Origin of the sequence: Arthrobacter sp. PAMC25284 (assembly GCF_019443425.1) — a bacterium.
GTDB classification, from domain to species: domain Bacteria; phylum Actinomycetota; class Actinomycetes; order Actinomycetales; family Micrococcaceae; genus Arthrobacter; species Arthrobacter oryzae_A.
Map to the genome: position 1 here is coordinate 2,710,764 of NZ_CP080382.1, position 23,285 is coordinate 2,734,048.

The 23,285-nt window shown below is 63.1% G+C and carries 16 protein-coding genes, 3 rRNA genes and 2 pseudogenes; 18 read left to right on the forward strand and 3 right to left on the reverse strand.

Going from position 1 to position 23,285, the window contains the following annotated elements:
• Positions 1 to 9 precede the first annotated feature (9 nt).
• On the forward strand, positions 10 to 846 hold the full coding sequence (locus tag KY499_RS12565) for an SGNH/GDSL hydrolase family protein (RefSeq protein WP_258190760.1): 837 nt from the start codon (positions 10 to 12) through the stop codon (positions 844 to 846).
• A 54-nt stretch (positions 847 to 900) separates the two neighbouring features.
• Here KY499_RS12565 and KY499_RS12570 read toward each other — a convergent pair whose 3' ends face one another.
• The gene (locus KY499_RS12570; protein WP_123253812.1) at positions 901 to 1,188 is read right to left on the reverse strand and encodes a YciI family protein; all 288 of its coding nucleotides are present in this window, start codon (positions 1,186 to 1,188) and stop codon (positions 901 to 903) included.
• 102 nt (positions 1,189 to 1,290) lie between these two features.
• Between KY499_RS12570 and KY499_RS12575 the strand changes: the two genes are divergently transcribed.
• From KY499_RS12575 to KY499_RS12610, 8 genes are all read left to right on the forward strand, one after another.
• Positions 1,291 to 1,773 carry a MarR family winged helix-turn-helix transcriptional regulator gene (locus KY499_RS12575; RefSeq protein WP_123253811.1) on the forward strand — a complete coding sequence of 161 codons (483 nt, stop codon included), beginning with the start codon at positions 1,291 to 1,293 and terminating at the stop codon, positions 1,771 to 1,773.
• A 52-nt stretch (positions 1,774 to 1,825) separates the two neighbouring features.
• Entirely contained in the window at positions 1,826 to 3,637 is a 1,812-nt protein-coding gene (glsA, locus tag KY499_RS12580) for a glutaminase A (RefSeq protein ID WP_123253810.1), read from the forward strand.
• 147 nt (positions 3,638 to 3,784) lie between these two features.
• Positions 3,785 to 4,546 (forward strand): SGNH/GDSL hydrolase family protein, encoded by a 762-nt coding sequence (locus KY499_RS12585; RefSeq protein ID WP_219885520.1) that lies wholly within the window; start codon positions 3,785 to 3,787, stop codon positions 4,544 to 4,546.
• 176 nt (positions 4,547 to 4,722) lie between these two features.
• Positions 4,723 to 6,015 carry an extracellular solute-binding protein gene (locus tag KY499_RS12590; RefSeq protein ID WP_123253808.1) on the forward strand — a complete coding sequence of 431 codons (1,293 nt, stop codon included), beginning with the start codon at positions 4,723 to 4,725 and terminating at the stop codon, positions 6,013 to 6,015.
• A gap of 3 nt (positions 6,016 to 6,018) precedes the next feature.
• The gene (locus KY499_RS12595) at positions 6,019 to 7,023 is read left to right on the forward strand and encodes a carbohydrate ABC transporter permease (protein ID WP_123253807.1); all 1,005 of its coding nucleotides are present in this window, start codon (positions 6,019 to 6,021) and stop codon (positions 7,021 to 7,023) included.
• On the forward strand, positions 7,020 to 7,952 hold the full coding sequence (locus tag KY499_RS12600; RefSeq protein ID WP_219885521.1) for a carbohydrate ABC transporter permease: 933 nt from the start codon (positions 7,020 to 7,022) through the stop codon (positions 7,950 to 7,952). The genes KY499_RS12595 and KY499_RS12600 overlap by 4 nt, the downstream gene beginning before the upstream one ends.
• The gene (locus KY499_RS12605) at positions 7,949 to 9,451 is read left to right on the forward strand and encodes a glycoside hydrolase family 1 protein (RefSeq protein ID WP_123253805.1); all 1,503 of its coding nucleotides are present in this window, start codon (positions 7,949 to 7,951) and stop codon (positions 9,449 to 9,451) included. Before KY499_RS12600 ends, KY499_RS12605 begins: the two co-directional genes overlap by 4 nt.
• A complete protein-coding gene (locus tag KY499_RS12610; RefSeq protein WP_123253804.1) occupies positions 9,451 to 10,491 on the forward strand; it encodes a LacI family DNA-binding transcriptional regulator in 1,041 nt (346 codons plus the stop codon). The genes KY499_RS12605 and KY499_RS12610 overlap by 1 nt, the downstream gene beginning before the upstream one ends.
• Before the next feature lie 42 nt (positions 10,492 to 10,533).
• Here KY499_RS12610 and KY499_RS12615 read toward each other — a convergent pair.
• Positions 10,534 to 10,713, reverse strand: a pseudogene (locus KY499_RS12615) (FAD:protein FMN transferase); the annotation flags it as partial.
• Positions 10,650 to 11,003, reverse strand: a complete 354-nt coding sequence (locus KY499_RS12620) for a hypothetical protein (protein ID WP_308813043.1) — start codon at positions 11,001 to 11,003, stop codon at positions 10,650 to 10,652. The gene KY499_RS12620 and the pseudogene KY499_RS12615, both read right to left, overlap by 64 nt.
• A gap of 563 nt (positions 11,004 to 11,566) precedes the next feature.
• On the opposite strand from KY499_RS12620, the gene rpmB reads away from it, so the two are divergent.
• The 9 genes and pseudogenes from rpmB (at position 11,567) to KY499_RS18295 (ending at position 23,062) form a co-directional block, all read left to right on the forward strand.
• Positions 11,567 to 11,803 carry a 50S ribosomal protein L28 gene (gene rpmB / locus KY499_RS12625; protein ID WP_011693744.1) on the forward strand — a complete coding sequence of 79 codons (237 nt, stop codon included), beginning with the start codon at positions 11,567 to 11,569 and terminating at the stop codon, positions 11,801 to 11,803.
• Positions 11,803 to 11,970, forward strand: a complete 168-nt coding sequence (gene rpmG, locus KY499_RS12630) for a 50S ribosomal protein L33 (RefSeq protein WP_013602737.1) — start codon at positions 11,803 to 11,805, stop codon at positions 11,968 to 11,970. The genes rpmB and rpmG overlap by 1 nt, the downstream gene beginning before the upstream one ends.
• 4 nt (positions 11,971 to 11,974) lie before the next feature.
• Positions 11,975 to 12,280 (forward strand): 30S ribosomal protein S14, encoded by a 306-nt coding sequence (gene rpsN, locus KY499_RS12635; RefSeq protein ID WP_043485315.1) that lies wholly within the window; start codon positions 11,975 to 11,977, stop codon positions 12,278 to 12,280.
• A 764-nt stretch (positions 12,281 to 13,044) separates the two neighbouring features.
• Positions 13,045 to 14,571 (forward strand): 16S ribosomal RNA (locus KY499_RS12640).
• A 541-nt stretch (positions 14,572 to 15,112) separates the two neighbouring features.
• Positions 15,113 to 18,250: ribosomal RNA gene (locus KY499_RS12645) — 23S ribosomal RNA — on the forward strand.
• A 237-nt stretch (positions 18,251 to 18,487) separates the two neighbouring features.
• Positions 18,488 to 18,604, forward strand: a 5S ribosomal RNA gene (rrf, locus tag KY499_RS12650).
• The 16S, 23S and 5S rRNA genes sit together here, the layout of an rRNA operon.
• Before the next feature lie 156 nt (positions 18,605 to 18,760).
• A complete protein-coding gene (locus KY499_RS12655) occupies positions 18,761 to 19,771 on the forward strand; it encodes a LacI family DNA-binding transcriptional regulator (RefSeq protein WP_219885522.1) in 1,011 nt (336 codons plus the stop codon).
• Between the two features lie 239 nt (positions 19,772 to 20,010).
• Positions 20,011 to 22,062, forward strand: a pseudogene (locus tag KY499_RS12660) (glycoside hydrolase family 2 TIM barrel-domain containing protein); the annotation flags it as partial.
• A 487-nt stretch (positions 22,063 to 22,549) separates the two neighbouring features.
• Positions 22,550 to 23,062 (forward strand): hypothetical protein, encoded by a 513-nt coding sequence (locus KY499_RS18295; protein ID WP_258191098.1) that lies wholly within the window; start codon positions 22,550 to 22,552, stop codon positions 23,060 to 23,062.
• The last annotated feature ends 223 nt before the right edge of the window (positions 23,063 to 23,285 follow it).

A 23,285-nucleotide genomic window follows, 5' to 3' on the forward strand; every position in this document is an offset into this window, starting at 1 on the left:
CGTGGGCGCGTGACTGGAAACTTTCTTAGTGCGGGCCAGGGCGGCCGGCGGCTGTTTGTTGCTCTCGGAGATTCCTTCACCGAAGGGGTCGGGGACCGCGACCCGCGGCTGCCCAACGGGGTAAGGGGCTGGGCAGACCGTGTCGCGGAAAGGCTGGCCAAGGCGGAGCCGGGCTGGGAATACGCCAACCTCGCCATCCGCAGCAAGAGGCTGCGGCACATCGTCGCCGAACAGCTGCAACCGGCCGTGGCCATGGAACCGTCGCTCGTTAGCCTGTACGCAGGCGGGAACGACATCCTGGACGCCGGCACCGATATCGACGCCCTGATGAGGGACTACGAGGTGCTCGTGGCCAAGCTGTCCGAGTCCGGGGCAACCCTGGTGCTCTTCACAGGCTTCGACGTCAAAGTGTCTGCGGTGCTGGAACCCCTTAAACGCCGCAATGCGATTTACAATCAACGCGTGCGTGAGATAGCGGCCCGGTATGAGGCCGTGCTGGTCGATTATTGGTGCTTTGACGCACTCCACGATCCGCGGATGTGGGATTCGGACCGTTTGCACATGTCCAAGGCCGGCCACAAGTATCTTGCTGGGCAAGTCCTGAACCAGCTCGGCGTGTCGCATTCGCTCAAGCCCGCGAACTGGCCCGAACCCGTCAAGACGGGCCTCCGGGGCAGGGCACGCCAACAATGGCGGTGGCTGCAGGACTGGGTGCTGCCCCTATGTGGCCGCAAGCTCCGCGGCGTCACTCTGGGGGATGACTTGGCTCCGCGCTGGCCCGCTCCCGTTGTGGTCCCGCGGAAGGGCGGACTCAAGAAACTGGCCGCCGGAGTGCGTGCGGGCTGACTGCAGCGCCCCGGCCGACGCACACGGGCCCCGGGCACGGGCCCGGCAGGAGAATCAGCTGTCCAGCAGGTTTTCGAAGCCCTCCGCGACCCGGCTGGCGTGGAATTCCATGACCTCAAATTCGGCCACGCCGTTGACGTAGAACGGGTCCTCCTCCAGCGAGGCATCCAGGGCGGCCCGGTCCGCGTTCGAAAGCAACAGGGCGCCCGTGCGGGGTATCTTGCGTCCGGCGACCAAAAAGACGCCGGCGTCGAAGGCCTCCTGCAGCCAGGCGACGTGTGCCGGCAGGTGGAAGTCAACGATCTCTTCGGGAACCTTATAGGTCAGGGAGACTACGTACATACGCGTAGCCTACCCGCAGCCGGCGGCAGACACCCGCGCTCAGCCGCAAATGCCAAACCTCCAGGTTGAACTGTCAAGCTTCGAGTCTCCTAGAATGTAGCCATGACCGAACCGCGCTGGCTCAATGCCGACGAACGCCGGGCCTGGCTGGCCCTGCTGAGCATCAACACCCTGTTGCCGGCTGCACTGGACACCCAGCTGCAAGCTGCGGGCAGGCTGTCGCTGTTCGACTACAGCGTGCTGGCGATGCTGTCCGAGGCCGAGGCACGGTTCCTGCCCATGAGTGAACTCGCCGCGCGCACCAGCGCCTCCCTGTCCCGGCTGTCCCATGTGGTCACCAAGCTGCAGAACCGCGGTTGGGTGGAACGCCGCCCCCACCCTGGCGACGCCCGCGTCACCACCGCACACCTGACGGACGAGGGCCTTGCCACCATCGTGGCGCTCGCCCCCGAGCACGTGGAGGCGGTCCGCTCGCTGTTCCTGGACGCCCTGGATGAGGCTGAAGTTGCCGATCTGGCGCGGATCGGCGGGAAGATCGTGGCTCGGCTGGACGCGTGCCACTGGATTCTGCGCGACGGGCAGTAAACGGTCCACGGCCCGTAAGGCACCCATGCACCGGTCGCCTAGTGTTGGTCCCATGGAATCGCCCATCGACAGTTACCTGCGCCGGATCCACAACGAGATCGCCAGGCTCAAGGACGGCGCGCCCTACAGCACGATTCCGGCGATGGCCCAGGTGGATCCGGACAGCTTCGGCATCGCGCTCGCCACCGTCGACGGCCAGGTCTACGAAATCGGCGATTCCCGCGAGGAATTCACCATCCAGTCCATATCGAAACCGTTCACCTATGGGCTCGCCCTCGAAGATCTCGGCTGCGAGGCGGTCGATGCAAAGGTGGATGTCGAACCCTCGGGTGATTCTTTCAACGAGATCTCCCTCGCTGAGGGGACCGGCCGACCGGCCAACGCCATGATTAATGCCGGAGCCCTCACCGCGACTTCGCTGATCAAAGGCTCCGGCGGACAATCAAGCTTCAAACGGATCCTTGGCACCTTCTCCGCGTTCGCCGGCCGGCAGCTGTCCGTCAACGAGAAAGTCTTCGAGTCCGAACTCAAGCACGGCCACCGCAATACAGCTCTGGCTTACCTGCTGCGGTCTTTCGACATCATCGAAGATGACCCTGCGCCTGTTCTGGAAGACTATTTCCGGCAGTGCTCGGTGCTGGTGAACTGCTTCGACCTCTCCATCATGGCGGCAACGCTGGCCAACAGCGGCCGCAACCCCCTGACCGGCAAGCAGGTCCTTGGTATCGGGTCCGTCGAGCGGGTGCTTTCGGTGATGATGACCTCGGGCATGTATGACGACGCCGGGGCCTGGATCAGCAGCGTCGGAATGCCGGGCAAGAGCGGTGTGGCCGGCGGCATCCTCGCCGTCCTGCCCGGGCAGGTGGGGCTCGCGGTCTACTCGCCGCCCCTCGACGACCACGGCACCAGTGTCCGCGGCCTCGCGACGGCCCAACGGATCTCGCGGGACATGGAACTGCACTTCGTCCGGGCCGCCCGCGCCGGACGCTCCGCCATCCTGACCGCCTACGACGTGACCGAAACGCCGTCGGGGATCCGCCGCAGCGTCGAGTCCGCGGACGTGCTGCGGGAAAACGGGCATCGGGCCCGGGTGATCGAGCTCAACGGCGACCTTCTCTTCGCTGGCGCTGAATCCGTGGCGCGGGAGCTGAGCGGCCTGCCCGATTCGGTGGAAGTGGCGGTCCTGGACCTGCGCAGGACGGAACAGCTAAGTGACGTGGCGTTGCGGCTGCTGACCGCGCTTCGGACGGCCCTGGCCGAGGCGGGATGCGAACTGGTGCTGGTGGAGGCGGACGGCTCAATCTCGGCGTCGCTCGCTGAGGACGGCGGGCCGGTGCCGTCCTTCTCGGCCCGCAGCGAAGCCGTTGAGTATTGCGAAAACCGTCTCCTGCAGCACTACGGCGGACAGGAGGTGCCGGACCACGTGCCCGTGACGGCGTCCCCCGCGCTCGCGCCGCTGGGCGAGGCTGACGCGCTGGCCCTGCAGTCCCGCATGACGGCCAGGACGTACGACGACGGCGAGGTCATCCGCCGCGTTGGGCTGCGGTTCGGCGGGGTCTACTTCATCACGTCCGGGAAAGTCAGCAGCAGCTCGCCCGGTCCAACGTCCGAACGGGTCAAGCTCAATACGCTCAGCGCGGGAATGACCTTCGGGGAGATGGCCCTCGGCAGCAGCATGCGGCAGGAGACGACGGTCCGGGCAGTAGGTCCGGTGGAGGTGATGCTGCTCGGCGAGGACGCCATCGCGGATCTTGAAGCCACGGAACCACGCCTTGCCCTGGCCCTGTGGAAAGCGCTCACCCGGGACGCCTACACCAGGGTGGAACAGTATCTGCGTGAATCCGCGGTCCGCATCCGCGAATAATCTTGCAAGCGGGGCATGTCCGGGACCCCCGCTCCCGCGCTCCGCTCCCGCACCCCGCTCCCGCACCCCGGCCCTGGGTCCCGGACATGCCCCGCGGCTGCGCCCGGCGCTTGGTTGCCCGCGGCAACTGCTGGCACACTGGGACCTATGGAATTCACGTCCCGCTATGTCGCACTGGGAGACTCCTTCACGGAAGGGGTCGGCGATGATGATCCTGCCCGCCCCAACGGAGTCCGCGGCTGGGCGGACCGCGTTGCCGAGCAGCTCGGCGCGGCCAACCCGTCCTTTGGCTACGCCAACCTCGCGATCCGTGGACGTAAACTCCGCCAGATCATGGCCGAACAGGTCGACGCCGCCATCGCCCTGAACCCCACGCTGGTGACCATCTATGCCGGCGCCAACGACATCATGCGGCCTAAGGTGGATATCGACAACCTGTTGGTGGACTACGACTCCGGCATCCGTAAGCTCAAGGCCACCGGCGCCACCGTGATGATGTTCACCGGCTTCGACGCCCGTGGATCCAAGGTCTTCAGCACCATGCGGGGCCGCACCGCGATCTACAACGAACTGGTCCGCGGCATTGCGGGGGACCACGGGGTGCTGCTGGTGGACTACTGGCGCTTCAGTGAGTACTACGACTGGGGCATGTGGGCTACGGACCGGATGCATATGTCCGCCGCGGGTCACGCGAACATGGCCAAGCGGGTACTCACTGTCCTGGAACACGACCACTCAATCGACATCCCGCCCATGACACCAGTCCCGGAGTTGAGCCGGACTGAGGCGATCCGTGCCAACGCCCGCTGGGTGCGCGAATTCGCGGGGCCCTGGGTTGTCCGGCGCGTCACGGGCAGGTCCTCCGGCGATGGCCTCCTGCCGCGCTACAGCGGGCTCACCCACCTCTGACGGAGTCGGCCCTACCGCCGGCCTTGACATCTGATGTGATGTCCCCCACTATGGATGTGAGAGCGCTCCCACACCATTCATTCCAGACGCAAACCGCGTTCGGAAGGGCGCAAAAAGGCCAAAGTTTGAGTGTGGGAGCGCTCCCATGCATCCGCCATGACGAAGGAGTCCCCCACGTGAAAAACCCCCGTAAGCTAGCCGCCCTCTCCGCCGCGGCAGCCTGCCTGGCCCTGACCCTCAGCGGCTGCGGAGCCGAGGCTCCGAAGGGATCCGGCGCCGCCGGTGAAACCGGCAAAGAACCCGTAACCCTGTCCATCGCGACGTTCAACGAATTCGGTTACGAGGACCTGCTCAAGGAATACGAAAACCTCAACCCCAACGTCACGATCCAGCACAAGAAGGCCGCCACCACCAACGAGGCGCGCGACAACCTCACCACGCGCCTGGCCGCCGGGTCCGGCCTATCCGACATCGAAGGCATCGAAGTGGACTGGCTGGCCGAACTCAAGGAGTTTCCGGAGCAATTCGCTGACCTGAAGGACCCCGCCGTCGAAGGCCGCTGGCTCGACTGGAAGACCGAAGCAGCCACCACTATGGACGGCAAGCTCATCGGCTACGGCACCGACTCCGGCCCCGAGGCGGTCTGCTACAACTCAGAACTGCTCAAAGCCGCCGGGCTGCCCGCGGACCGCGAGTCCGTCGCCAAGATGGTCGGCAGCACCTGGGACAGCTACTTCGACGCCGGCAGGAAGTTCGTCGCCGCCGGAACGGGCGCGGCCTGGTTCGACTCCGCCGGAGCCATCTACCAGGGCATGAGCAACCAGCTCGAGAAGGCCTACGAGAAAGAAGACGGCACCGTCATCGCCACGGAAAACCCCGCCGTGAAAGACGTCTACAACCAGGTCCTGGAAGCCTCCACCCAGGACAACCTCTCAGCCCACCTGACCCAGTGGAGCAGCGACTGGCAGGCCGGCTTCCAGTCCCAAAAGTTTGCCACCACGCTCTGCCCGGGCTGGATGCTCGGTGTCATTGAAGGCAATGCTGCCGGCGTTACGGGCTGGGACGTCGCCAACGTCTTCCCCGGCGGCGGCGGGAACTGGGGCGGTTCGTACCTGACCGTTCCTGAGCAGGGCAAGCACCAGGCAGAGGCCAAGAAGCTCGCCGCCTGGCTGACCGCACCGGAGCAGCAGGTCAAGGCCTTCACCGCAAAGGGCACCTTCCCGAGCCAGGTCGAGGCCCTGACCAGCGAGACCCTGCTCAGCCAGACCAACGCGTTCTTCAACGACGCACCCACGGGTGAAATCTTCGCCGAGCGCGCCAAGGCCGTGGGCGCCACCCCGTTCAAGGGATCGAAGTTCTTCCCCATCAATGACGCCATGCAGCAGGCCCTCACCCGCGTGGACGTGGACAAGTCTGACGACGCCGCTTCCTCCTGGGAGAAGTTCGTCACCGCAGTGAAGTCCCTGTAAGTCATGGCTGTAACGGACCGGGTCAGGCCACAAAGCCCAAATACTGACGAATCAAGCACTGACAAATCAAGCACTGACAGCAAGAAGATCCGGCGGATTGCGCTGTCTCAGCAGCTCTCGCGGTGGGACGTGAAGTTCTCGCCCTACCTTTACATCTCGCCGTTCTTTCTGCTGTTTGCCATCACTGGGCTGTTTCCGCTGCTCTACACGGGTTGGGTGTCCTTGCACAACTGGAACCTGATCGGTGGCCAGGGCAAGTTCATCGGAGTGGAAAACTTCGGCTTTGTGCTTTCGCAGCCGTACTTTTGGAACGCCGTCGGAAACACGCTGAGCATCTTCCTGCTCTCCTCCGTGCCACAGGTGGTGCTGGCCCTGCTGATTGCAGCGGTACTGGACGCCAACCTGCGCGCCAAGACCTTCTGGCGGATGGGCGTCCTGGTGCCGTTCGTCGTCGCTCCCGTGGCGGTGGGCTTGATTTTCAACAACATGTTTGCGGACCAGTTTGGTCTCGTCAATAACATGTTGGCCTTCGTCGGCATTGACCCGGTCCGGTGGCATTCCGACCAGCTGGCCAGCCACCTGGCGATTGCCACGATGGTGAACTTCCGCTGGACCGGCTACAACGCCCTCATTTTTCTCGCCGCGATGCAGGCCATCCCGCGGGATGTCTTCGAAGCGGCCACCATTGACGGCGCCGGCCGGCTCCGCCAGTTCCTCTCAGTGACGGTGCCGATGCTCCGTCCCACGGTGATCTTCGTGGCGATTACGTCCACGATCGGCGGCCTGCAGATCTTCGACGAGCCGCGAGTCTTCGACCAGTCCGGACTCGGCGGCGCCGACCGGCAGTGGCAGACGCTTACCATGTACATCTGGGAGCTCGGCTGGGGCCAGCGGAACTTCGGCAGGGCTTCCGCAGTGGCCTGGCTGTTGTTCCTGATGATTGTGCTGATCGCACTCGCCAACTTCCTTATCACCCGGCGCATTGCCAGCCAGGGAGGCCGCAAATGAGCTCCATCCCCATGATCCGACAGAGCGCCGGAAAGGGCGCAGCCCGTGCCGCCGCACGCCAGCCGGACCGGCCGGGTGGCCGGCCGCTTAAGAAGCGCGGCGGCATGGACGGCGGCATGCGCCGCCCCGGTGTGCTGACCTACGGCATCCTTGGTTCGGTCCTGCTCGGCGCGGTCTTCCCGCTCTATTGGTCCTTCCTCGTGGGCAGCCACGACAGCACCGCGCTGAGCCGGGGCATCCCGCTCCTGCCGGGTGGAAACTTCCTGGCCAACGCCGCGAAGGTCTTCGACAGCGTTCCGTTCTGGAAGGCGATGGGCAACAGTCTCATCGTCTCCACGGTCACCTCCGCCTCCGTCGTGATCTTTTCCACCCTCGCCGGGTTCGCGTTCGCGAAGCTGCGCTTCCGCGGGAGCAAATGGCTGTTGGTCTTCGTCATCGCCACGATGGCGGTGCCCACCCAGCTCGGCGTGGTCCCGCTGTTTATCCTGATGGCCAAGCTGGGCTGGACCGGCTCGTTGTGGGCCGTCATCATCCCCGGCGTTGTGACCGCCTTCGGCGTGTTCTGGATGACGCAGTACCTGCGCGATGCACTGCCCGATGAACTGATTGAAGCAGTGCGGATGGACGGCGCGTCCATGATCCAGGCCTTCTGGTACATCGGCTTCCCCGCGGCCCGGCCGGCAGCGTCGATGCTGGGGCTGTTCACCTTCGTCGCCACCTGGACCAACTTCTTCTGGCCGTTTATCGTCCTGGATCCCTCGAATCCCACATTGCCGGTAGCGCTGCAGCTGCTTCAGGCTGCACACTTTGTGGACTACTCGGTGGTCCTGGCCGGCGCGGTCCTGGCCACCATCCCGCTGCTGCTGCTTTTCATCGTGGCCGGCCGTCAACTCGTTTCAGGAATTATGCAAGGAGCAGTCAAAGGATGAGTACCACCCCGCTAGCCTTTCCCGAAGGATTCCTTTGGGGCGCAGCCACGGCCGCCTACCAGATCGAAGGCGCAGCCCACACCGGCGGCAGGAAGGATTCCATTTGGGACACCTTCGCCCGGGTTCCGGGCGCCGTGGCCGATGCGCACAACGGCGATGTGGCCTGCGACCACTACCACCGGTCGAGCCAGGACGTCGCCCTGATGAAGTCGATGAACCTCAAGGCCTACCGGTTCTCGACCTCGTGGGCCCGCTGCATGCCCGACGGCAGGACCCCGAACCCGGAAGGGATCGCTTTCTACTCCCAGCTGGTCGATGAACTGCTGGCCGCCGGCATCACGCCTTGGCTGACGCTCTACCACTGGGACCTGCCACAGGCGTTGGAGGACGAGGGAGGTTGGGCCAACCGCGAGACAGCCGAACTGTTCGCCGCCTACGCCGCTGTGATGCACGAGGCCCTCGGCGACCGGGTCCGGATCTGGACCACCCTGAATGAGCCCTGGTGCGCGGCATTCCTCGGCTACGCCGCCGGGATCCACGCCCCCGGCCGGCAGGAACCCGCAGCCGCCCTCGCGGCCGCGCACCACCTCCTGCTGGGACACGGACTCGCCGTCGCCGAACTGCGCCGCCGCGACCCGGAAGCAACCCTGGGCATCACCCTGAACCTCACCGTGCCGGACCCTGCGGACCTGGAATCCGAAGGCGACCGCGACGCCGCCCGCCGGATCGACGGCCAGTTCAACCGGATCTTCCTCGATCCGCTGTTCCGCGGCGCCTACCCGGCGGACCTGCTCGCGGACGTTGCCGGCTTGGGCCTCGACACGGTGGTTCACGACGGCGACCTGGCCGCGATCGCCGCGCCCCTGGACCTGCTGGGCGTGAACTACTATCACGGAGAGTCGCTGACCAAGGCCCCCGCGGCCGCTGAAGAAACGGCACAGCCGGAGACCGTGACGACGACGGCGCAGGCCGCCCACGATTCGGCCGGCCGGCCGGAGGCCTCACCGTTTGTCGCCGCCGACGGCGCACGGTCGCTGCCGCGCGGGTTGCCGGTGACCGGCATGGGCTGGGAAGTCCAGCCCGAGGGACTGCGCCGGCTGCTGAACCGGCTGCAGGACGAGTACACCGGCCCGGCCGGCATCCCGATCTACATCACGGAAAACGGAGCGGCCTACCCGGACGTCGCGGACGCCGACGGGTTTGTGGACGACCAGGACCGGCTCGGCTTCTTCGATGCGCACCTGCGCGCCGTCCGGGACGCGATCGACGACGGTGCCGACGTCCGCGGTTACCTCGCGTGGTCGCTGCTGGATAACTTCGAGTGGTCCTTCGGCTACCACCAGCGCTTTGGCCTGGTCCGGGTGAACTACGAGACCCAGGAACGCATCCCGAAGGCGAGCGGGCTGTGGTACGCCAAGGTAGCGGCGTCGAACGCCGTTCCCGGGCGAACAGCGGAACCTGCGGCCGGAGCAACCGGGGATGTCGTATTCTCGGTGTAATGAGCGAAAAGATCCACCGGTCCGTGCCTGTGCGGCCCAGCCCAACCCTTGAAGACCTCGCGACGGCGGCTGGAGTGTCACGCTCCACCGCCTCGCGGGCCATCAATGGTGGTTCCCGGGTGAGCCCGGAGGCCCAGGCGGCCGTCGATGCCGCCGTCGTGTCCTTGGGCTATACCCCAAACCGGGCAGCCCGCAGTCTCGTCACCCGGCGTACCTCCTCGATCGCGCTCGTGATCAACGAACCCGATGCCCGCGTCATGATGGACCCGTTTTTCGCAGCCGTCATTACCGGGGTGACCGAGGCATTGCGCGAGACTGAGATGCAGCTTGTCCTGCTGATGTCCCGGGCCGGCGGTGACGCCTCCCGGACAGTCCGCTATCTGCGCGGCGGGCACGTCGACGGGGCGATAGTAGTCTCCCACCACAAAGCGGACGGCTGGACCGAGGACCTGGCGGCCTCGGGGCTGCCGACGGTGTTCATCGGCCGGCCCTGGGACACCGGCCTCGGCATCCACTACGTGGACGTGGACAGCTTTGAGGGCGGCCGGCTTGCCGCGCTGCACCTTGCCGCAACAGGGCGGACCCGGCTCGGAACAGTGACCGGACCACTGGACATGACGGCCGCCGTCGACCGGCTCGCGGGCTGGAATACCGGCCTCCGGGAAGCCGGACTGCCGCCAGGACCAGTGGCTGAAGGCGACTTCACCACACCGGGCGGCGCCGAGGCAGCCGCGCTTTTGCTCGCCGAGGACGAAGGACTGGACGGCATCTTCGCTGCCTCCGACATCATGGCACGGGGCGTGATCATGGCCCTGCAGGCCAGCGGACGCTCGGTCCCGGAGGACGTCGGCGTCGTCGGCTTCGACAACCATCTGACGGCTCCCGGCGAACTGCCGCTGACCACCATCAACCAGCCGATGGTGGAAACGGCCACGAAAGCGGGACGGCTCCTCCTTGCTGATATCGAGGACACACGCTCCAATCGGGATCCGGTGATCTTCCCCGCACGGCTCGTTATGCGCGCCAGCACCGCGGTCTAACGCCTGGGTGGCGTTTGCCCTTTCCGCTCACGGGTGACCGGACTAGCGGAGCCGGGCCCGGAAACCGGGTGTCGCAAGCACTTCACCGTCGCTGCGGACGGCGAGGACATCGATATCCCACCCCTCGGCTGCAAGGTCCAGCATCGGCGACCCGCCGGCTACGATCGCCGTCGCCAGCACATCGGCCGTGACAATGTCCGCCGCCGCGACCGACACCTGGACGGACCGCAAACGTAGTCGTCGGCGTCAGCAACAGCCGGCACGTAGCTGGCCAGCCGGTGACCGGCACGGACGGCGCTCTCCGGAAGCCAGGTCCGGGCGCCCGGAGGGCGGGAGCCGGTCAGGTGGAAAAGAGTTGCACCGCGCTGCCGGCAGAGCTCCAGGATTTCCTCGCCCAGGTAGAGCTCGGAGTCGCTGTGACCGCGGAGGATGACGGTGGCATTGCCTGGCTGGAACGGCGTGCTTTCAAGCAGGGCCCGGACCGGGGTAATGCCAATTCCTGCGCCGATCATGACCACACGGCCGCGGCTGCGCGCGACCGTGCTGAACAGTCCGTCCGGACGCCCCGCCGTCGGCCAGCCACAACGCCACGGCACCGGCCAGGGACACCCAGAACAGGACCGCCAAGAGGTCGGTCCTTAGCATCCGGCGTCGATGTTGGCCATTGAAGAGATTCACGGCGCCGCGGGGCGGGCGGAAACCCTGGGGTGGGGCCGCGGAAAGCTGTGGATTCATGGTTCCAGAATCCGCCGTTCCTCTATTATTTTGCTGTGAACCGGCTGCGGCTTTGGTGTGACCTTCCGCCTGTCGATGGTTCGCCGCCAGGGCGACCCCTTATACACCGTTCCCGGCTTGATTCGCCTTTAATTCGTGGATCTCGTAGACTTGGGAGGCGCTAAGTGCGCGGAGCGTGCGCAATTGCTCCGGTGGCCTGGATTTTTGTCCGGGGAAGCCGGTAGTTAGGGGCTCAAGTTGCGCGATTCCACGCTCACTCCCATCACATCGGGTCGTTCTTAGCGCATGGTTCTGCAGCAAATTTGCGGGGTCATTACATTCAATTCATAGGAGAGTCGTCATGGCAGCACACTGCCAGGTGACCGGAGCCGAGCCGGGCTTTGGACACAGCATTTCGCACTCGCACCGTCGCAACAAGCGTCGGTTCGACCCGAATATTCAGAAGAAGCGCTACTGGGTTCCGTCCCTGCGCCGTAACGTCACGCTGCAGGTCTCTGCGCGTGGCATCAAGACCATCGACGTGCGTGGCATCGACGTAGTCGTAGCCGCCATCCTGGCACGAGGAGTGAAGCTCTAGTGGCAAAGGACAAGGACGTACGTCCGATCATCAAGCTCAAGTCGACCGCGGGCACGGGTTACACCTACGTGACGCGCAAGAACCGTCGTAACGACCCGGACCGCATGGTTCTGAAGAAGTACGATCCCAAAATCCGTCAGCACGTCGAATTCCGAGAGGAGCGCTAAACACATGGCTAAGAAGTCAATGATCGCTAAGAACGAACAGCGTAAAGTCATCGTTGAGCGTTACGCTGCAAAGCGCCTCGAGCTGAAGAAGGCTCTGGTTGACCCCAACTCCACAGATGAAGCACGCGAAGCCGCACGCCTCGGCCTGCAGAAGCTGCCCCGCAACGCCTCGCCGGTACGCCTGCGCAACCGCGACATCATCGATGGCCGCCCGCGCGGTACCTTCCAGAAGTTCGGTATCTCCCGTGTTCGCTTCCGCGACATGGCTCACCGCGGTGAGCTCCCGGGCATCACGAAGTCTTCCTGGTAATTCAGTACCCCTGAAACCAGCGGCTTAGGAAGGGCCGGCAACCAATGGTTGCCGGCCCTTCCTGCGTTTAAGTCGGATGCGGATAAGCCGGATGTGGTTAGGCGGGATGCGGTAGCCACCAGGACCGATGCAGTTGCAGAACTGAGGTGGCACACCCGGGGAAGCGCGCCGTCGGATCAAGGCGGACGGTGACGCACCACACAGCCAGTAAATTAGCGCCATTTCCCCGAAATGGCGAGCCCCAACGCGCTGCAGGCCCGCCGTTCCGGGGTTTTTGGGGTGGTGGGGGTGTGTGGGGGGTGGATTTGCGTTGGGGGGTGTGGGTGGGTAGAGTTGTTCGAGTCGCCGGGTCGGGGGCCTGCTGGAAAGCTGGTCACGGACGGTTGGCCACCCCCCTTTTTTTGATGAATGGCCTGGAATATGGTGCGCTTTGTGGCGTGCCGGTGTCCGGGTGGGGATCCTCCTGGTGTGGTGGTGGATTGGTGTGATGCCGGTTTGCTTAGTGTGCCGGGTTCGGGTAAGTTTGTCAGGTTGCTCCGGAGCGATCCACGGTTGAGGTTGTGGTGGTGCCGGGTGTGTCTGTTGTTTGAGAACTCAATAGTGTGCCAAGTTTGTTGATACCAATTTATTGTATTGAATTGGTTGAATGTGCTGGATCCGCCACCCCGTGGTGTGGTCTGGTGTTTTTGGCTGGTTTCAAATTTTGTGCAGCCGGCGTTCCCGTTTTCCCGGGGGCGTGTGGTTGTGTCTGTTTTTGTTTTACTTCAACGGAGAGTTTGATCCTGGCTCAGGATGAACGCTGGCGGCGTGCTTAACACATGCAAGTCGAACGATGATCTCCAGCTTGCTGGGGGGATTAGTGGCGAACGGGTGAGTAACACGTGAGTAACCTGCCCTTAACTCTGGGATAAGCCTGGGAAACTGGGTCTAATACCGGATATGACTCCTCATCGCATGGTGGGGGGTGGAAAGCTTTATTGTGGTTTTGGATGGACTCGCGGCCTATCAGCTTGTTGGTGAGGTAATGGCTCACCAAGGCGACGACGGGTAGCCGGCCTGAGAGGGTGACCGGCCACACTGGGACTGAGACACGGCCCAGACTCCTACGGGAGGCAGCAGTGGGGAATATTGCACAATGGGCGCAAGCCTGATGCAGCGACGCCGCGTGAGGGATGACGGCCTTCGGGTTGTAAACCTCTTTCAGTAGGGAAGAAGCGAAAGTGACGGTACCTGCAGAAGAAGCGCCGGCTAACTACGTGCCAGCAGCCGCGGTAATACGTAGGGCGCAAGCGTTATCCGGAATTATTGGGCGTAAAGAGCTCGTAGGCGGTTTGTCGCGTCTGCCGTGAAAGTCCGGGGCTCAACTCCGGATCTGCGGTGGGTACGGGCAGACTAGAGTGATGTAGGGGAGACTGGAATTCCTGGTGTAGCGGTGAAATGCGCAGATATCAGGAGGAACACCGATGGCGAAGGCAGGTCTCTGGGCATTAACTGACGCTGAGGAGCGAAAGCATGGGGAGCGAACAGGATTAGATACCCTGGTAGTCCATGCCGTAAACGTTGGGCACTAGGTGTGGGGGACATTCCACGTTTTCCGCGCCGTAGCTAACGCATTAAGTGCCCCGCCTGGGGAGTACGGCCGCAAGGCTAAAACTCAAAGGAATTGACGGGGGCCCGCACAAGCGGCGGAGCATGCGGATTAATTCGATGCAACGCGAAGAACCTTACCAAGGCTTGACATGGACCGGACCGGGCTGGAAACAGTCCTTCCCCTTTGGGGCCGGTTCACAGGTGGTGCATGGTTGTCGTCAGCTCGTGTCGTGAGATGTTGGGTTAAGTCCCGCAACGAGCGCAACCCTCGTTCCATGTTGCCAGCGCGTAATGGCGGGGACTCATGGGAGACTGCCGGGGTCAACTCGGAGGAAGGTGGGGACGACGTCAAATCATCATGCCCCTTATGTCTTGGGCTTCACGCATGCTACAATGGCCGGTACAAAGGGTTGCGATACTGTGAGGTGGAGCTAATCCCAAAAAGCCGGTCTCAGTTCGGATTGGGGTCTGCAACTCGACCCCATGAAGTCGGAGTCGCTAGTAATCGCAGATCAGCAACGCTGCGGTGAATACGTTCCCGGGCCTTGTACACACCGCCCGTCAAGTCACGAAAGTTGGTAACACCCGAAGCCGGTGGCCTAACCCCTTGTGGGAGGGAGCTGTCGAAGGTGGGACTGGCGATTGGGACTAAGTCGTAACAAGGTAGCCGTACCGGAAGGTGCGGCTGGATCACCTCCTTTCTAAGGAGCACCTACAATCACCGTGCCTCATGTATGTGGGTGTGGCGGGGTTGTCAGGAGTATATGCCCGTTGCGCAGACGCTAGTTCTGCGGCGGGTGCTCACGGGTGGAATATCAACAAGTAGCGGCCGCGTGTTTGTCTGCGGCACCCAGTACGGCGGGTCTCTTCCTTTGGGGAGGGTCCGGCCTGGAACGGTGCGGCTCATGGATGGGTGGTTTCGTGTTTGGCACACTGTTGGGTCCTGAGACAACAGGACCGGATGTTGTGGCGGGTGTGTTCTTTTCCTTCGGGGGAGGGGCGGGCCGGCTGCGGGGTCCGGGACTTGTGTTTCTGGTTTCCTGGCTGCACCGATGATGCACGTTTGTGTGTGTGGGGTGTGTGGTACGGGGTTGTTGTTTGAGAACTACATAGTGGACGCGAGCATCTTTTATAAGAAGCAATTTCCAAGAATATGAACCTGGATCTGTCCCGGGCGCCTTTCGGGGTGTTTGGGGTGGTTTTCGTGGTTCTCTCGAAAATAGCGTTTTATTGATCTTTTGTGGTCAAGTTTTTAAGAGCACACGGTGGATGCCTTGGCATTAGGAGCCGAAGAAGGACGTAGGAATCTGCGATAAGCCTGGGGGAGTCGATAACCGGACTGTGATCCCAGGGTGTCCGAATGGGGAAACCCCGCCAGGGACGCGAGTGATCTGGTGACCCGCATCTGAACACATAGGGTGCGTGGAGGGAACGCGGGGAAGTGAAACATCTCAGTACCCGCAGGAAGAGAAAACAATAGTGATTCCGTCAGTAGTGGCGAGCGAACGCGGATCAGGCTAAACCGTTCCATGTGTGATAGCCGGCGGGCGTTGCATGGTCGGGGTTGTGGGACTTTCCGTTCCAGCTCTGCCGGGCTGGGAAGGTGAGAGTGTGGACATAGGTGAACGGTCTTGAAAGGCCGGCCGTAGAGGGTGTGAGCCCCGTAACCGAAATGTTGTGCACCGCCTGGAGAGTATCCCAAGTAGCACGGGGCCCGAGAAATCCCGTGTGAATCTGTCAGGACCACCTGATAAGCCTAAATACTCCCTAATGACCGATAGCGGACCAGTACCGTGAGGGAAAGGTGAAAAGTACCCCGGGAGGGGAGTGAAACAGTACCTGAAACCGTGTGCTTACAATCCGTCGGAGCAGTCTTAGTTACTGTGACGGCGTGCCTTTTGAAGAATGAGCCTGCGAGTTAGTGTTACGTCGCGAGGTTAACCCGTGTGGGGAAGCCGTAGCGAAAGCGAGTCTGAATAGGGCGTTGCAGTGGCGTGATCTAGACCCGAAGCGAAGTGATCTACCCATGGCCAGGTTGAAGCGACGGTAAGACGTCGTGGAGGACCGAACCCACTTCAGTTGAAAATGGAGGGGATGAGCTGTGGGTAGGGGTGAAAGGCCAATCAAACTTCGTGATAGCTGGTTCTCCCCGAAATGCATTTAGGTGCAGCGTTGCGTGTTTCTTACCGGAGGTAGAGCTACTGGATGGCTAATGGGCCCCTACAAGGTTACTGACGTCAGCCAAACTCCGAATGCCGGTAAGTGAGAGCGCAGCAGTGAGACTGTGGGGGATAAGCTTCATAGTCGAGAGGGAAACAGCCCAGACCACCAACTAAGGCCCCTAAGCGTGTGCTAAGTGGGAAAGGATGTGGAGTTGCGAAGACAACCAGGAGGTTGGCTTAGAAGCAGCCATCCTTAAAAGAGTGCGTAATAGCTCACTGGTCAAGTGATTCCGCGCCGACAATGTAGCGGGGCTCAAGTACACCGCCGAAGTTGTGGATTTCAGATAATAGCCAAGCCGCTCCCTTGTGGGGTTGGTTCAGGCGTCTGGAGTGGTAGGGGAGCGTCGTGTGGGCAGTGAAGTCGCGGTGTAAACCAGCGGTGGAGCCTACACGAGTGAGAATGCAGGCATGAGTAGCGAAAGACGGGTGAGAAACCCGTCCGCCGAATGATCAAGGGTTCCAGGGTCAAGCTAATCTGCCCTGGGTAAGTCGGGACCTAAGGCGAGGCCGACAGGCGTAGTCGATGGACAACGGGTTGATATTCCCGTACCGGCGAAAAACCGCCCATGCTGAACAGGGGATACTAACCGCCCGAAACCTGCCCGATCGCCCTTGTGGTGTGAGGGTTTTGGCCGAGCGCGGGACCTGATCCTGGGAGGCAAGCGTATTAACAGGTGTGACGCAGGAAGGTAGCCGAGCCGGGCGATGGTTGTCCCGGTCTAAGGATGTAGGGCGAACGGTAGGCAAATCCGCCGTTCATGATGCCTGAGATCTGATGGGACTCCCGTAAGGGGGGATTCGGTGATCCTATGCTGCCAAGAAAAGCATCGACGCGAGGTTTTAGCCGCCCGTACCCCAAACCGACACAGGTGATCAGGTAGAGAATACTAAGGCGATCGAGAGAATTATGGTTAAGGAACTCGGCAAAATGCCCCCGTAACTTCGGGAGAAGGGGGGGCCCCCATCGTGATGGACACTAGCTGTCCGGAGCGTGCAGGGGCCGCAGAGACCAGGGGGAAGCGACTGTTTACTAAAAACACAGGTCCGTGCGAAGTCGCAAGACGATGTATACGGACTGACTCCTGCCCGGTGCTGGAAGGTTAAGAGGACCGGTTAGCCGCAAGGCGAAGCTGAGAATTTAAGCCCCAGTAAACGGCGGTGGTAACTATAACCATCCTAAGGTAGCGAAATTCCTTGTCGGGTAAGTTCCGACCTGCACGAATGGAGTAACGACTTCCCCGCTGTCTCAACCATAAACTCGGCGAAATTGCAGTACGAGTAAAGATGCTCGTTACGCGCAGCAGGACGGAAAGACCCCGAGACCTTTACTATAGTTTGGTATTGGTGTTCGGAGTGGCTTGTGTAGGATAGGTGGGAGACGTTGAAACCCGGACGCCAGTTCGGGTGGAGTCATCGTTGAAATACCACTCTGGTCACTTTGGACATCTAACTTCGGCCCGTAATCCGGGTCAGGGACAGTGCCTGATGGGTAGTTTAACTGGGGCGGTTGCCTCCTAAAAAGTAACGGAGGCGCCCAAAGGTTCCCTCAGCCTGGTTGGCAATCAGGTGTCGAGTGTAAGTGCACAAGGGAGCTTGACTGTGAGAGAGACATCTCAAGCAGGGACGAAAGTCGGGACTAGTGATCCGGCGGTACATTGTGGAATGGCCGTCGCTCAACGGATAAAAGGTACCTCGGGGATAACAGGCTGATCTTGCCCAAGAGTCCATATCGACGGCATGGTTTGGCACCTCGATGTCGGCTCGTCGCATCCTGGGGCTGGAGTAGGTCCCAAGGGTTGGGCTGTTCGCCCATTAAAGCGGTACGCGAGCTGGGTTTAGAACGTCGTGAGACAGTTCGGTCCCTATCCGCTGCGCGCGCAGGAAATTTGAGAAGGGCTGTCCTTAGTACGAGAGGACCGGGACGGACGAACCTCTGGTGTGTCAGTTGTACTGCCAAGTGCACCGCTGATTAGCTACGTTCGGATGGGATAACCGCTGAAAGCATCTAAGCGGGAAGCTCGCTTCGAGATGAGATTTCCATACACCTTGTGTGTGAGAGGCCCCCAGCCAGACCACTGGGTTGATAGGCCGGATGTGGAAGCGAGGACTAACGACTCGTGAAGCTGACCGGTACTAATAGGCCGATAACTTACACCACACACTCCTCCCCGTGAACGGATTCAAAAGACGTTCACACCACGGGAAGAGTAAAGAAACAAGATACGCTTGCGTCCACTATGTGGTTCCCAACCAACAAACCCGCCACGGGTTTCGTTGCCGGAACCAACAACAAAATAACAACACTACCCCCGCCCCAGGGCGGGAAAACATGTTGTAACCACACACTACCCACCCCCACCGCCACACACACGGCACGGGGGACGGGTGAAAAGGTTACGGCGGTCACAGCGTGGGGGAAACGCCCGGTCCCATCCCGAACCCGGAAGCTAAGACCCACAGCGCCGATGGTACTGCACCCGGGAGGGTGTGGGAGAGTAGGACGCCGCCGGACAACCATTAACAGGTCGAGAGCCTCCAACCACCACGTTGGAGGCTCTCCCTGTTTAACCCCCCAACCGCAGAAGCAACGGACACGACCAGAACGCGCAGCACCCACCCGCAGATCCCCGCACTCTGGCGTCTGCGTCACCCTCTAGACTTGCCAACTATGACGTCCCCTTCCGCGCCCAGGCCGAGTAAGCCGGCCACCATCCTGGACGTCGCGGCGGCAGCCGGAGTATCCAGGCAAACCGTGACGCGCGCCATGAACTCGATGCCGGGAATCAAGCCGGCGACGAGGGAGCGGATCCTGGGGCTGGCCAAGGACCTCGGCTATACACCCAGCCGGTTCGCCAAAGGCCTGGTCCAAGGTGCACGGACTTCCGTGGGGCTCGCAATTCCGGACCTGACAAACCCTTATTTCCCGGCGTTTGCTTCCAGTGTTGTTGAACTGGCCACCCAGCGGGGCTGGTATGTGGTTATGGACGACTACGGGCACGGCCGCGGCAGCGGGCTGGAGGCCGTTCGGAATCTCTCTCCCCACGTCGACGCTGTCATTGGCTACCTTGGCGGCGATGCCGGGCCCGCGCAGGCTCTCCTTGGCCGGCGACCCCTGATTGTGCTCGATCAGCCCGCGGGCACAGCCGCCGGCTGCATCTCCTTCGACTACGCACATGCGGCGAAACTTGCCCTGGATCATCTGGCGTCAGCGGGACGCCGCCAGATTGCTTACCTGGACGTCCGTCAGGCCGGTGAGGTGCCAACCGTACGCGGTGCTGCGTTTGCGGGATTGTTCGGCTCGGCCGGAACGGAGCTTACGTGCTTCAGCGCGGACGAATCGGCAGAGGCCGCCCGCCGGGCGGTGCGAAATCTCTTGGCCCGGAATCCGCAGACAGACGGCATCGTGGTATTCAATGACCTTATGGCCGCCGGCGCACTCAAGGCCCTCACGGACATGGGACGCAGTGCACCCGCAGACTGCGCGGTCATCGGGATGGACGGAATTCCTCTGGGCGAGCTCCTGACGCCCGAACTGACCACCCTTGCCTTGGACCTGCGCGACGTGGGCAGGGCCGCCGTCGATCTCCTGGAACAGCTGATGGGCGGGCTCGTCCCCGACGGGGTTCCGGCCCCCGAGCTGGTGCTCAGGCATCGGCTGGTACTGCGCCAATCCGCCTGAGCCTGCTTTCCGTCCCCGGCGAACTTGGTCCCCTTGAGCGCGCGGACCAGAACAGGTAGGAGCTTCGGGCAGTCTTCGCGGACACCCGGGCCTATCCACCACGCCGGAGCTGCCGTAAGATGGCTACAAATTCGTGAACGTTCACGATTTGCCGCGCAGGCAGCCGATTGCTCCGCAGGCGCCACGTCACGGAACCGCTCCGACTGAGGAACTCCATGCCCCACACACCACTGCCCGCAATGCCCCCGGCCGATCTTGGCGGCCCCCTGACGACGGACGAATCGCCTGCCGGCCGGGAGCTGGGCCTCGCCTCAGAGCAGGTAGCGGCCCTTGAATCGCCGCTGCCGTCCCAGGGCTCCCTGCCGCCCCGCTCCTACCTCACGAGTGATGCACCGTCGCTGCCGCTGGATGGGATTTGGAAGTTCCGCCTGCACGAAGGCACGCGCGCCGCTCTCACCGACGACTGGCAGCTGGGTCAGGACCTTCATGGCTTCGCCGAACTGCACGTGCCCTCGAACTGGTCGATGCACGGACACGGCCGCCCCGCCTACACCAATGTTCAGTACCCCTTCGCCCTGGAGCCGCCGCACGTACCTGACGCAAACCCCGTGGCGGACCACGTCCTGGAGTTCCAAGCCGGCCCGGAGTTCCAGACGTTTGCACTGCTGCGGTTCGACGGCATCGACTCCGCCGGAACTGTCTGGCTCAACGGAACCCGGCTGGGCACAACCCGAGGCAGCCGGCTGGCCCACGAGTTTGACGTGTCAGGCATCCTCGTTGAAGGCGCCAACGTTCTGGCGGTTCAGGTCGCGCAGTTTTCGGCCGCCAGCTACCTCGAGGACCAGGACATGTGGTGGCTGCCCGGCATCTTCCGCAGCGTTTCACTGCAGGCGCGCCCCGCCGACGGCATCGAGGACATCTTCGTCCACGCCGGATTCGACCACGTCACCGGCGAGGGCGTCCTTCGCGTGGGGGCAAGCCGGTCCGGCGAGCCGATTGACGCCGTCGTACGCATTCCCGAGCTTGGTGTGGAACTGCCGGCAGGGGGCGAGCACCGGCTCGCCGGTATCGACCCGTGGTCCGCCGAGGAGCCGCGCCTCTACAGTGCGACCGTCAGCGCCCCCGGGGAAACCGTCTCGGTCGAACTGGGGTTTCGGACCATCACCATCGAAGACGCGCAGTTCAAGATCAACGGCCGTCGGATCCTGCTGCGCGGCGTCAATCGCCACGAGCACGATCCCAAGCTCGGCCGCGTTGTGGTCCCGGAGCGGATGGAAGCCGAAATGCTGCTGATGAAGCAGCACAACATCAACGCCATCCGGACCTCGCACTACCCGCCGCACCCCGGCTTCCCCGCCCTGGCGGACCGGCTGGGTTTCTACGTCGTACTGGAATGCGACTTCGAGACGCACGGATTCTTCAATTCCGGCTGGACGCAAAACCCGAGCGATGATCCGCAGTGGCGCGAGGCATTGGTGGACCGGATGCGCCGGACCGTGGAACGGGATAAGAACCATGCCTCCGTGATCATGTGGTCGCTCGGAAACGAGGCAGGCACCGGTCAGAACCTCGCGGCGATGTCCACCTGGGCCAAGGACCGCGATCCCTCACGCCCCATCCATTACGAGGGTGACTGGTCCTGCCCCGACGTCGATGTGTACTCGCGGATGTACGCCGGCCACGCTGAAGTGGAACTCATCGGCCAGGGCAAGGAAGCGCCGCTGGAGAATGCCGCACTGGATGCGCGCCGCCGTGCGATGCCTTTTATGCAGTGTGAATACGTGCACGCCATGGGTAACGGCCCGGGCGGAATGAGCGAATACCAGGAGCTGTTCGAACGCTACCCGCGGCTGATGGGCGGCTTCGTCTGGGAATGGGTGGAGCATGGCATCACCGGGACCGGCACCGACGGTGCAGGAAACGACCTCTTCCTTTACGGCGGCGACTTCGGCGAGGAGGTCCATGACGGCAACTTCGTCACCGACGGCCTGGTCGACGCAAACCGCAAACCCAGGCCGGGGCTGCTGGACTTCAAGAAGGTCATCGAACCCCTGACCATCAAGGTCGCGGAGGACTGGTCGGGAGTGTCGCTGCGTAACGGCTTCGACTTCGCGGATACCTCCAACCTGCGCTTCCGTTACCGGCTGGAGTCCGACGGCGCCGTGCTGGCACGCGGCGACCTCGCCGCTCCAGCGCTTCCGGCGGGAGAGTCAACGCAAGTACCGCTGCCCGTTGATCTCGTGGAAAAGGCCGGACACTCGACGGCGGTACTCACCGTAAGAGCCGAGCTCGACGAAGATACCTTGTGGGCTCCGGCCGGCCACGAACTGGCATGGGGGCAGGCTGCGCTGAACCTGCCGGTGGCTCCCGGCGTCCCCGCCACCGCCATCGTGACCGAGAGCCCGGAAACCCTCACTCTCGGTCCGGCAGTCTTCGACCGTGTCACCGGCACACTGCTCCGGTTGGGTGGAGTGCCCGTCCACGGCGTCCGGCTCGCACTGTGGCGGCCGCCGACGGACAATGATCTCGGCGCCGAATGGAGCGACCCGGAATGGCAGCCCGTCGCGCGCTCCGATGCGCAGCGCTGGCATGACGCGGGGCTGAACCGGATGCATTACCGCCTGATCGGGATAACCGCTGCACCGGCGGCCGACGGTGGCGAAGAACTTGTGGTGCGGACTCGCATGGGTGCCGCCGACAAGCAGTTCGGAGTTTTCGTCGACTATGCCTGGTCCAGTGACGGACACAGCCTTAGTCTGCGCACCGCTGTCAGGCCGGATGGCGATTGGACCGACGCGTCCGGCCCCCCTGCCGTGGGCGCGTCTGGGATTGGAGGTCGTGCTCGGAGCCGAGACGCAGTCGGCGGAATGGTTTGGCCAGGGACCGCACCACAGCTACCCGGACACCGGGCAGGGGACCAAGCTGGGCTGGTATCAATTGCCGCTCGCGGAAATGGACGTCGACTACGTCCGGCCGCAGGAAGCGGGGGCCCGGCGGGGGACCCGCACTGCCGCATTGGAGCTCGACGCCGGCCGGCTCGCCATCAGCGGGGAACCGTTTGCTCTGACGGTTCGCCCGTACAGCGAAGCCGTGCTTGCCGCCGCGACGCACCGTCCGGACCTTATCCCGGACGGCCGGACCTATCTCTACCTGGACCACGCACAAAACGGAGTTGGCACGGCGGCCTGCGGCCCGGGCGTCCTCGACGCTTACCGCCTGATACCGCGGAAAGCCGAGTTCTCCCTGACGTTCCGGGTGGAGCCGGTCAACGCCGACACCTCGGGTGTGTGAGGTAGTGCACAGCTAGTTTTTCCGGGTCGGAACGCCCCTCGGAACGGTGGGGTCGCCGCTCCGAGGGGCGTTTTTACTTGATCTTCCGGGGTTTTTGGGGTGGTGGGGGTGTGTGGGGGGTGGATTTGCGTTGGGGGGTGTGGGTGGGTAGAGTTGTTCGAGTCGCCGGGTCGGGGGCCTGCTGGAAAGCTGGTCACGGACGGTTGGCCACCCCCCTTTTTTT

What these genes read in the sequence shown, in the direction of transcription:
- KY499_RS12585 (WP_219885520.1), top strand. Translation starts at nt 3,785, where the DNA reads ATGGAATTCACGTCCCGCTATGTCGCACTGGGAGACTCCTTCACGGAA.
- rpsN (WP_043485315.1), top strand. Translation starts at nt 11,975, where the DNA reads ATGGCTAAGAAGTCAATGATCGCTAAGAACGAACAGCGTAAAGTCATC.
- KY499_RS12575 (WP_123253811.1), top strand. Translation starts at nt 1,291, where the DNA reads ATGACCGAACCGCGCTGGCTCAATGCCGACGAACGCCGGGCCTGGCTG.
- KY499_RS18295 (WP_258191098.1), top strand. Translation starts at nt 22,550, where the DNA reads ATGGCGATTGGACCGACGCGTCCGGCCCCCCTGCCGTGGGCGCGTCTG.
- KY499_RS12610 (WP_123253804.1), top strand. Translation starts at nt 9,451, where the DNA reads ATGAGCGAAAAGATCCACCGGTCCGTGCCTGTGCGGCCCAGCCCAACC.
- rpmB (WP_011693744.1), top strand. Translation starts at nt 11,567, where the DNA reads ATGGCAGCACACTGCCAGGTGACCGGAGCCGAGCCGGGCTTTGGACAC.
- KY499_RS12595 (WP_123253807.1), top strand. Translation starts at nt 6,019, where the DNA reads ATGGCTGTAACGGACCGGGTCAGGCCACAAAGCCCAAATACTGACGAA.
- glsA (WP_123253810.1), top strand. Translation starts at nt 1,826, where the DNA reads ATGGAATCGCCCATCGACAGTTACCTGCGCCGGATCCACAACGAGATC.
- KY499_RS12600 (WP_219885521.1), top strand. Translation starts at nt 7,020, where the DNA reads ATGAGCTCCATCCCCATGATCCGACAGAGCGCCGGAAAGGGCGCAGCC.
- KY499_RS12620 (WP_308813043.1), bottom strand. Translation starts at nt 11,003, where the DNA reads ATGATCGGCGCAGGAATTGGCATTACCCCGGTCCGGGCCCTGCTTGAA.
- KY499_RS12605 (WP_123253805.1), top strand. Translation starts at nt 7,949, where the DNA reads ATGAGTACCACCCCGCTAGCCTTTCCCGAAGGATTCCTTTGGGGCGCA.
- KY499_RS12655 (WP_219885522.1), top strand. Translation starts at nt 18,761, where the DNA reads ATGACGTCCCCTTCCGCGCCCAGGCCGAGTAAGCCGGCCACCATCCTG.
- KY499_RS12570 (WP_123253812.1), bottom strand. Translation starts at nt 1,188, where the DNA reads ATGTACGTAGTCTCCCTGACCTATAAGGTTCCCGAAGAGATCGTTGAC.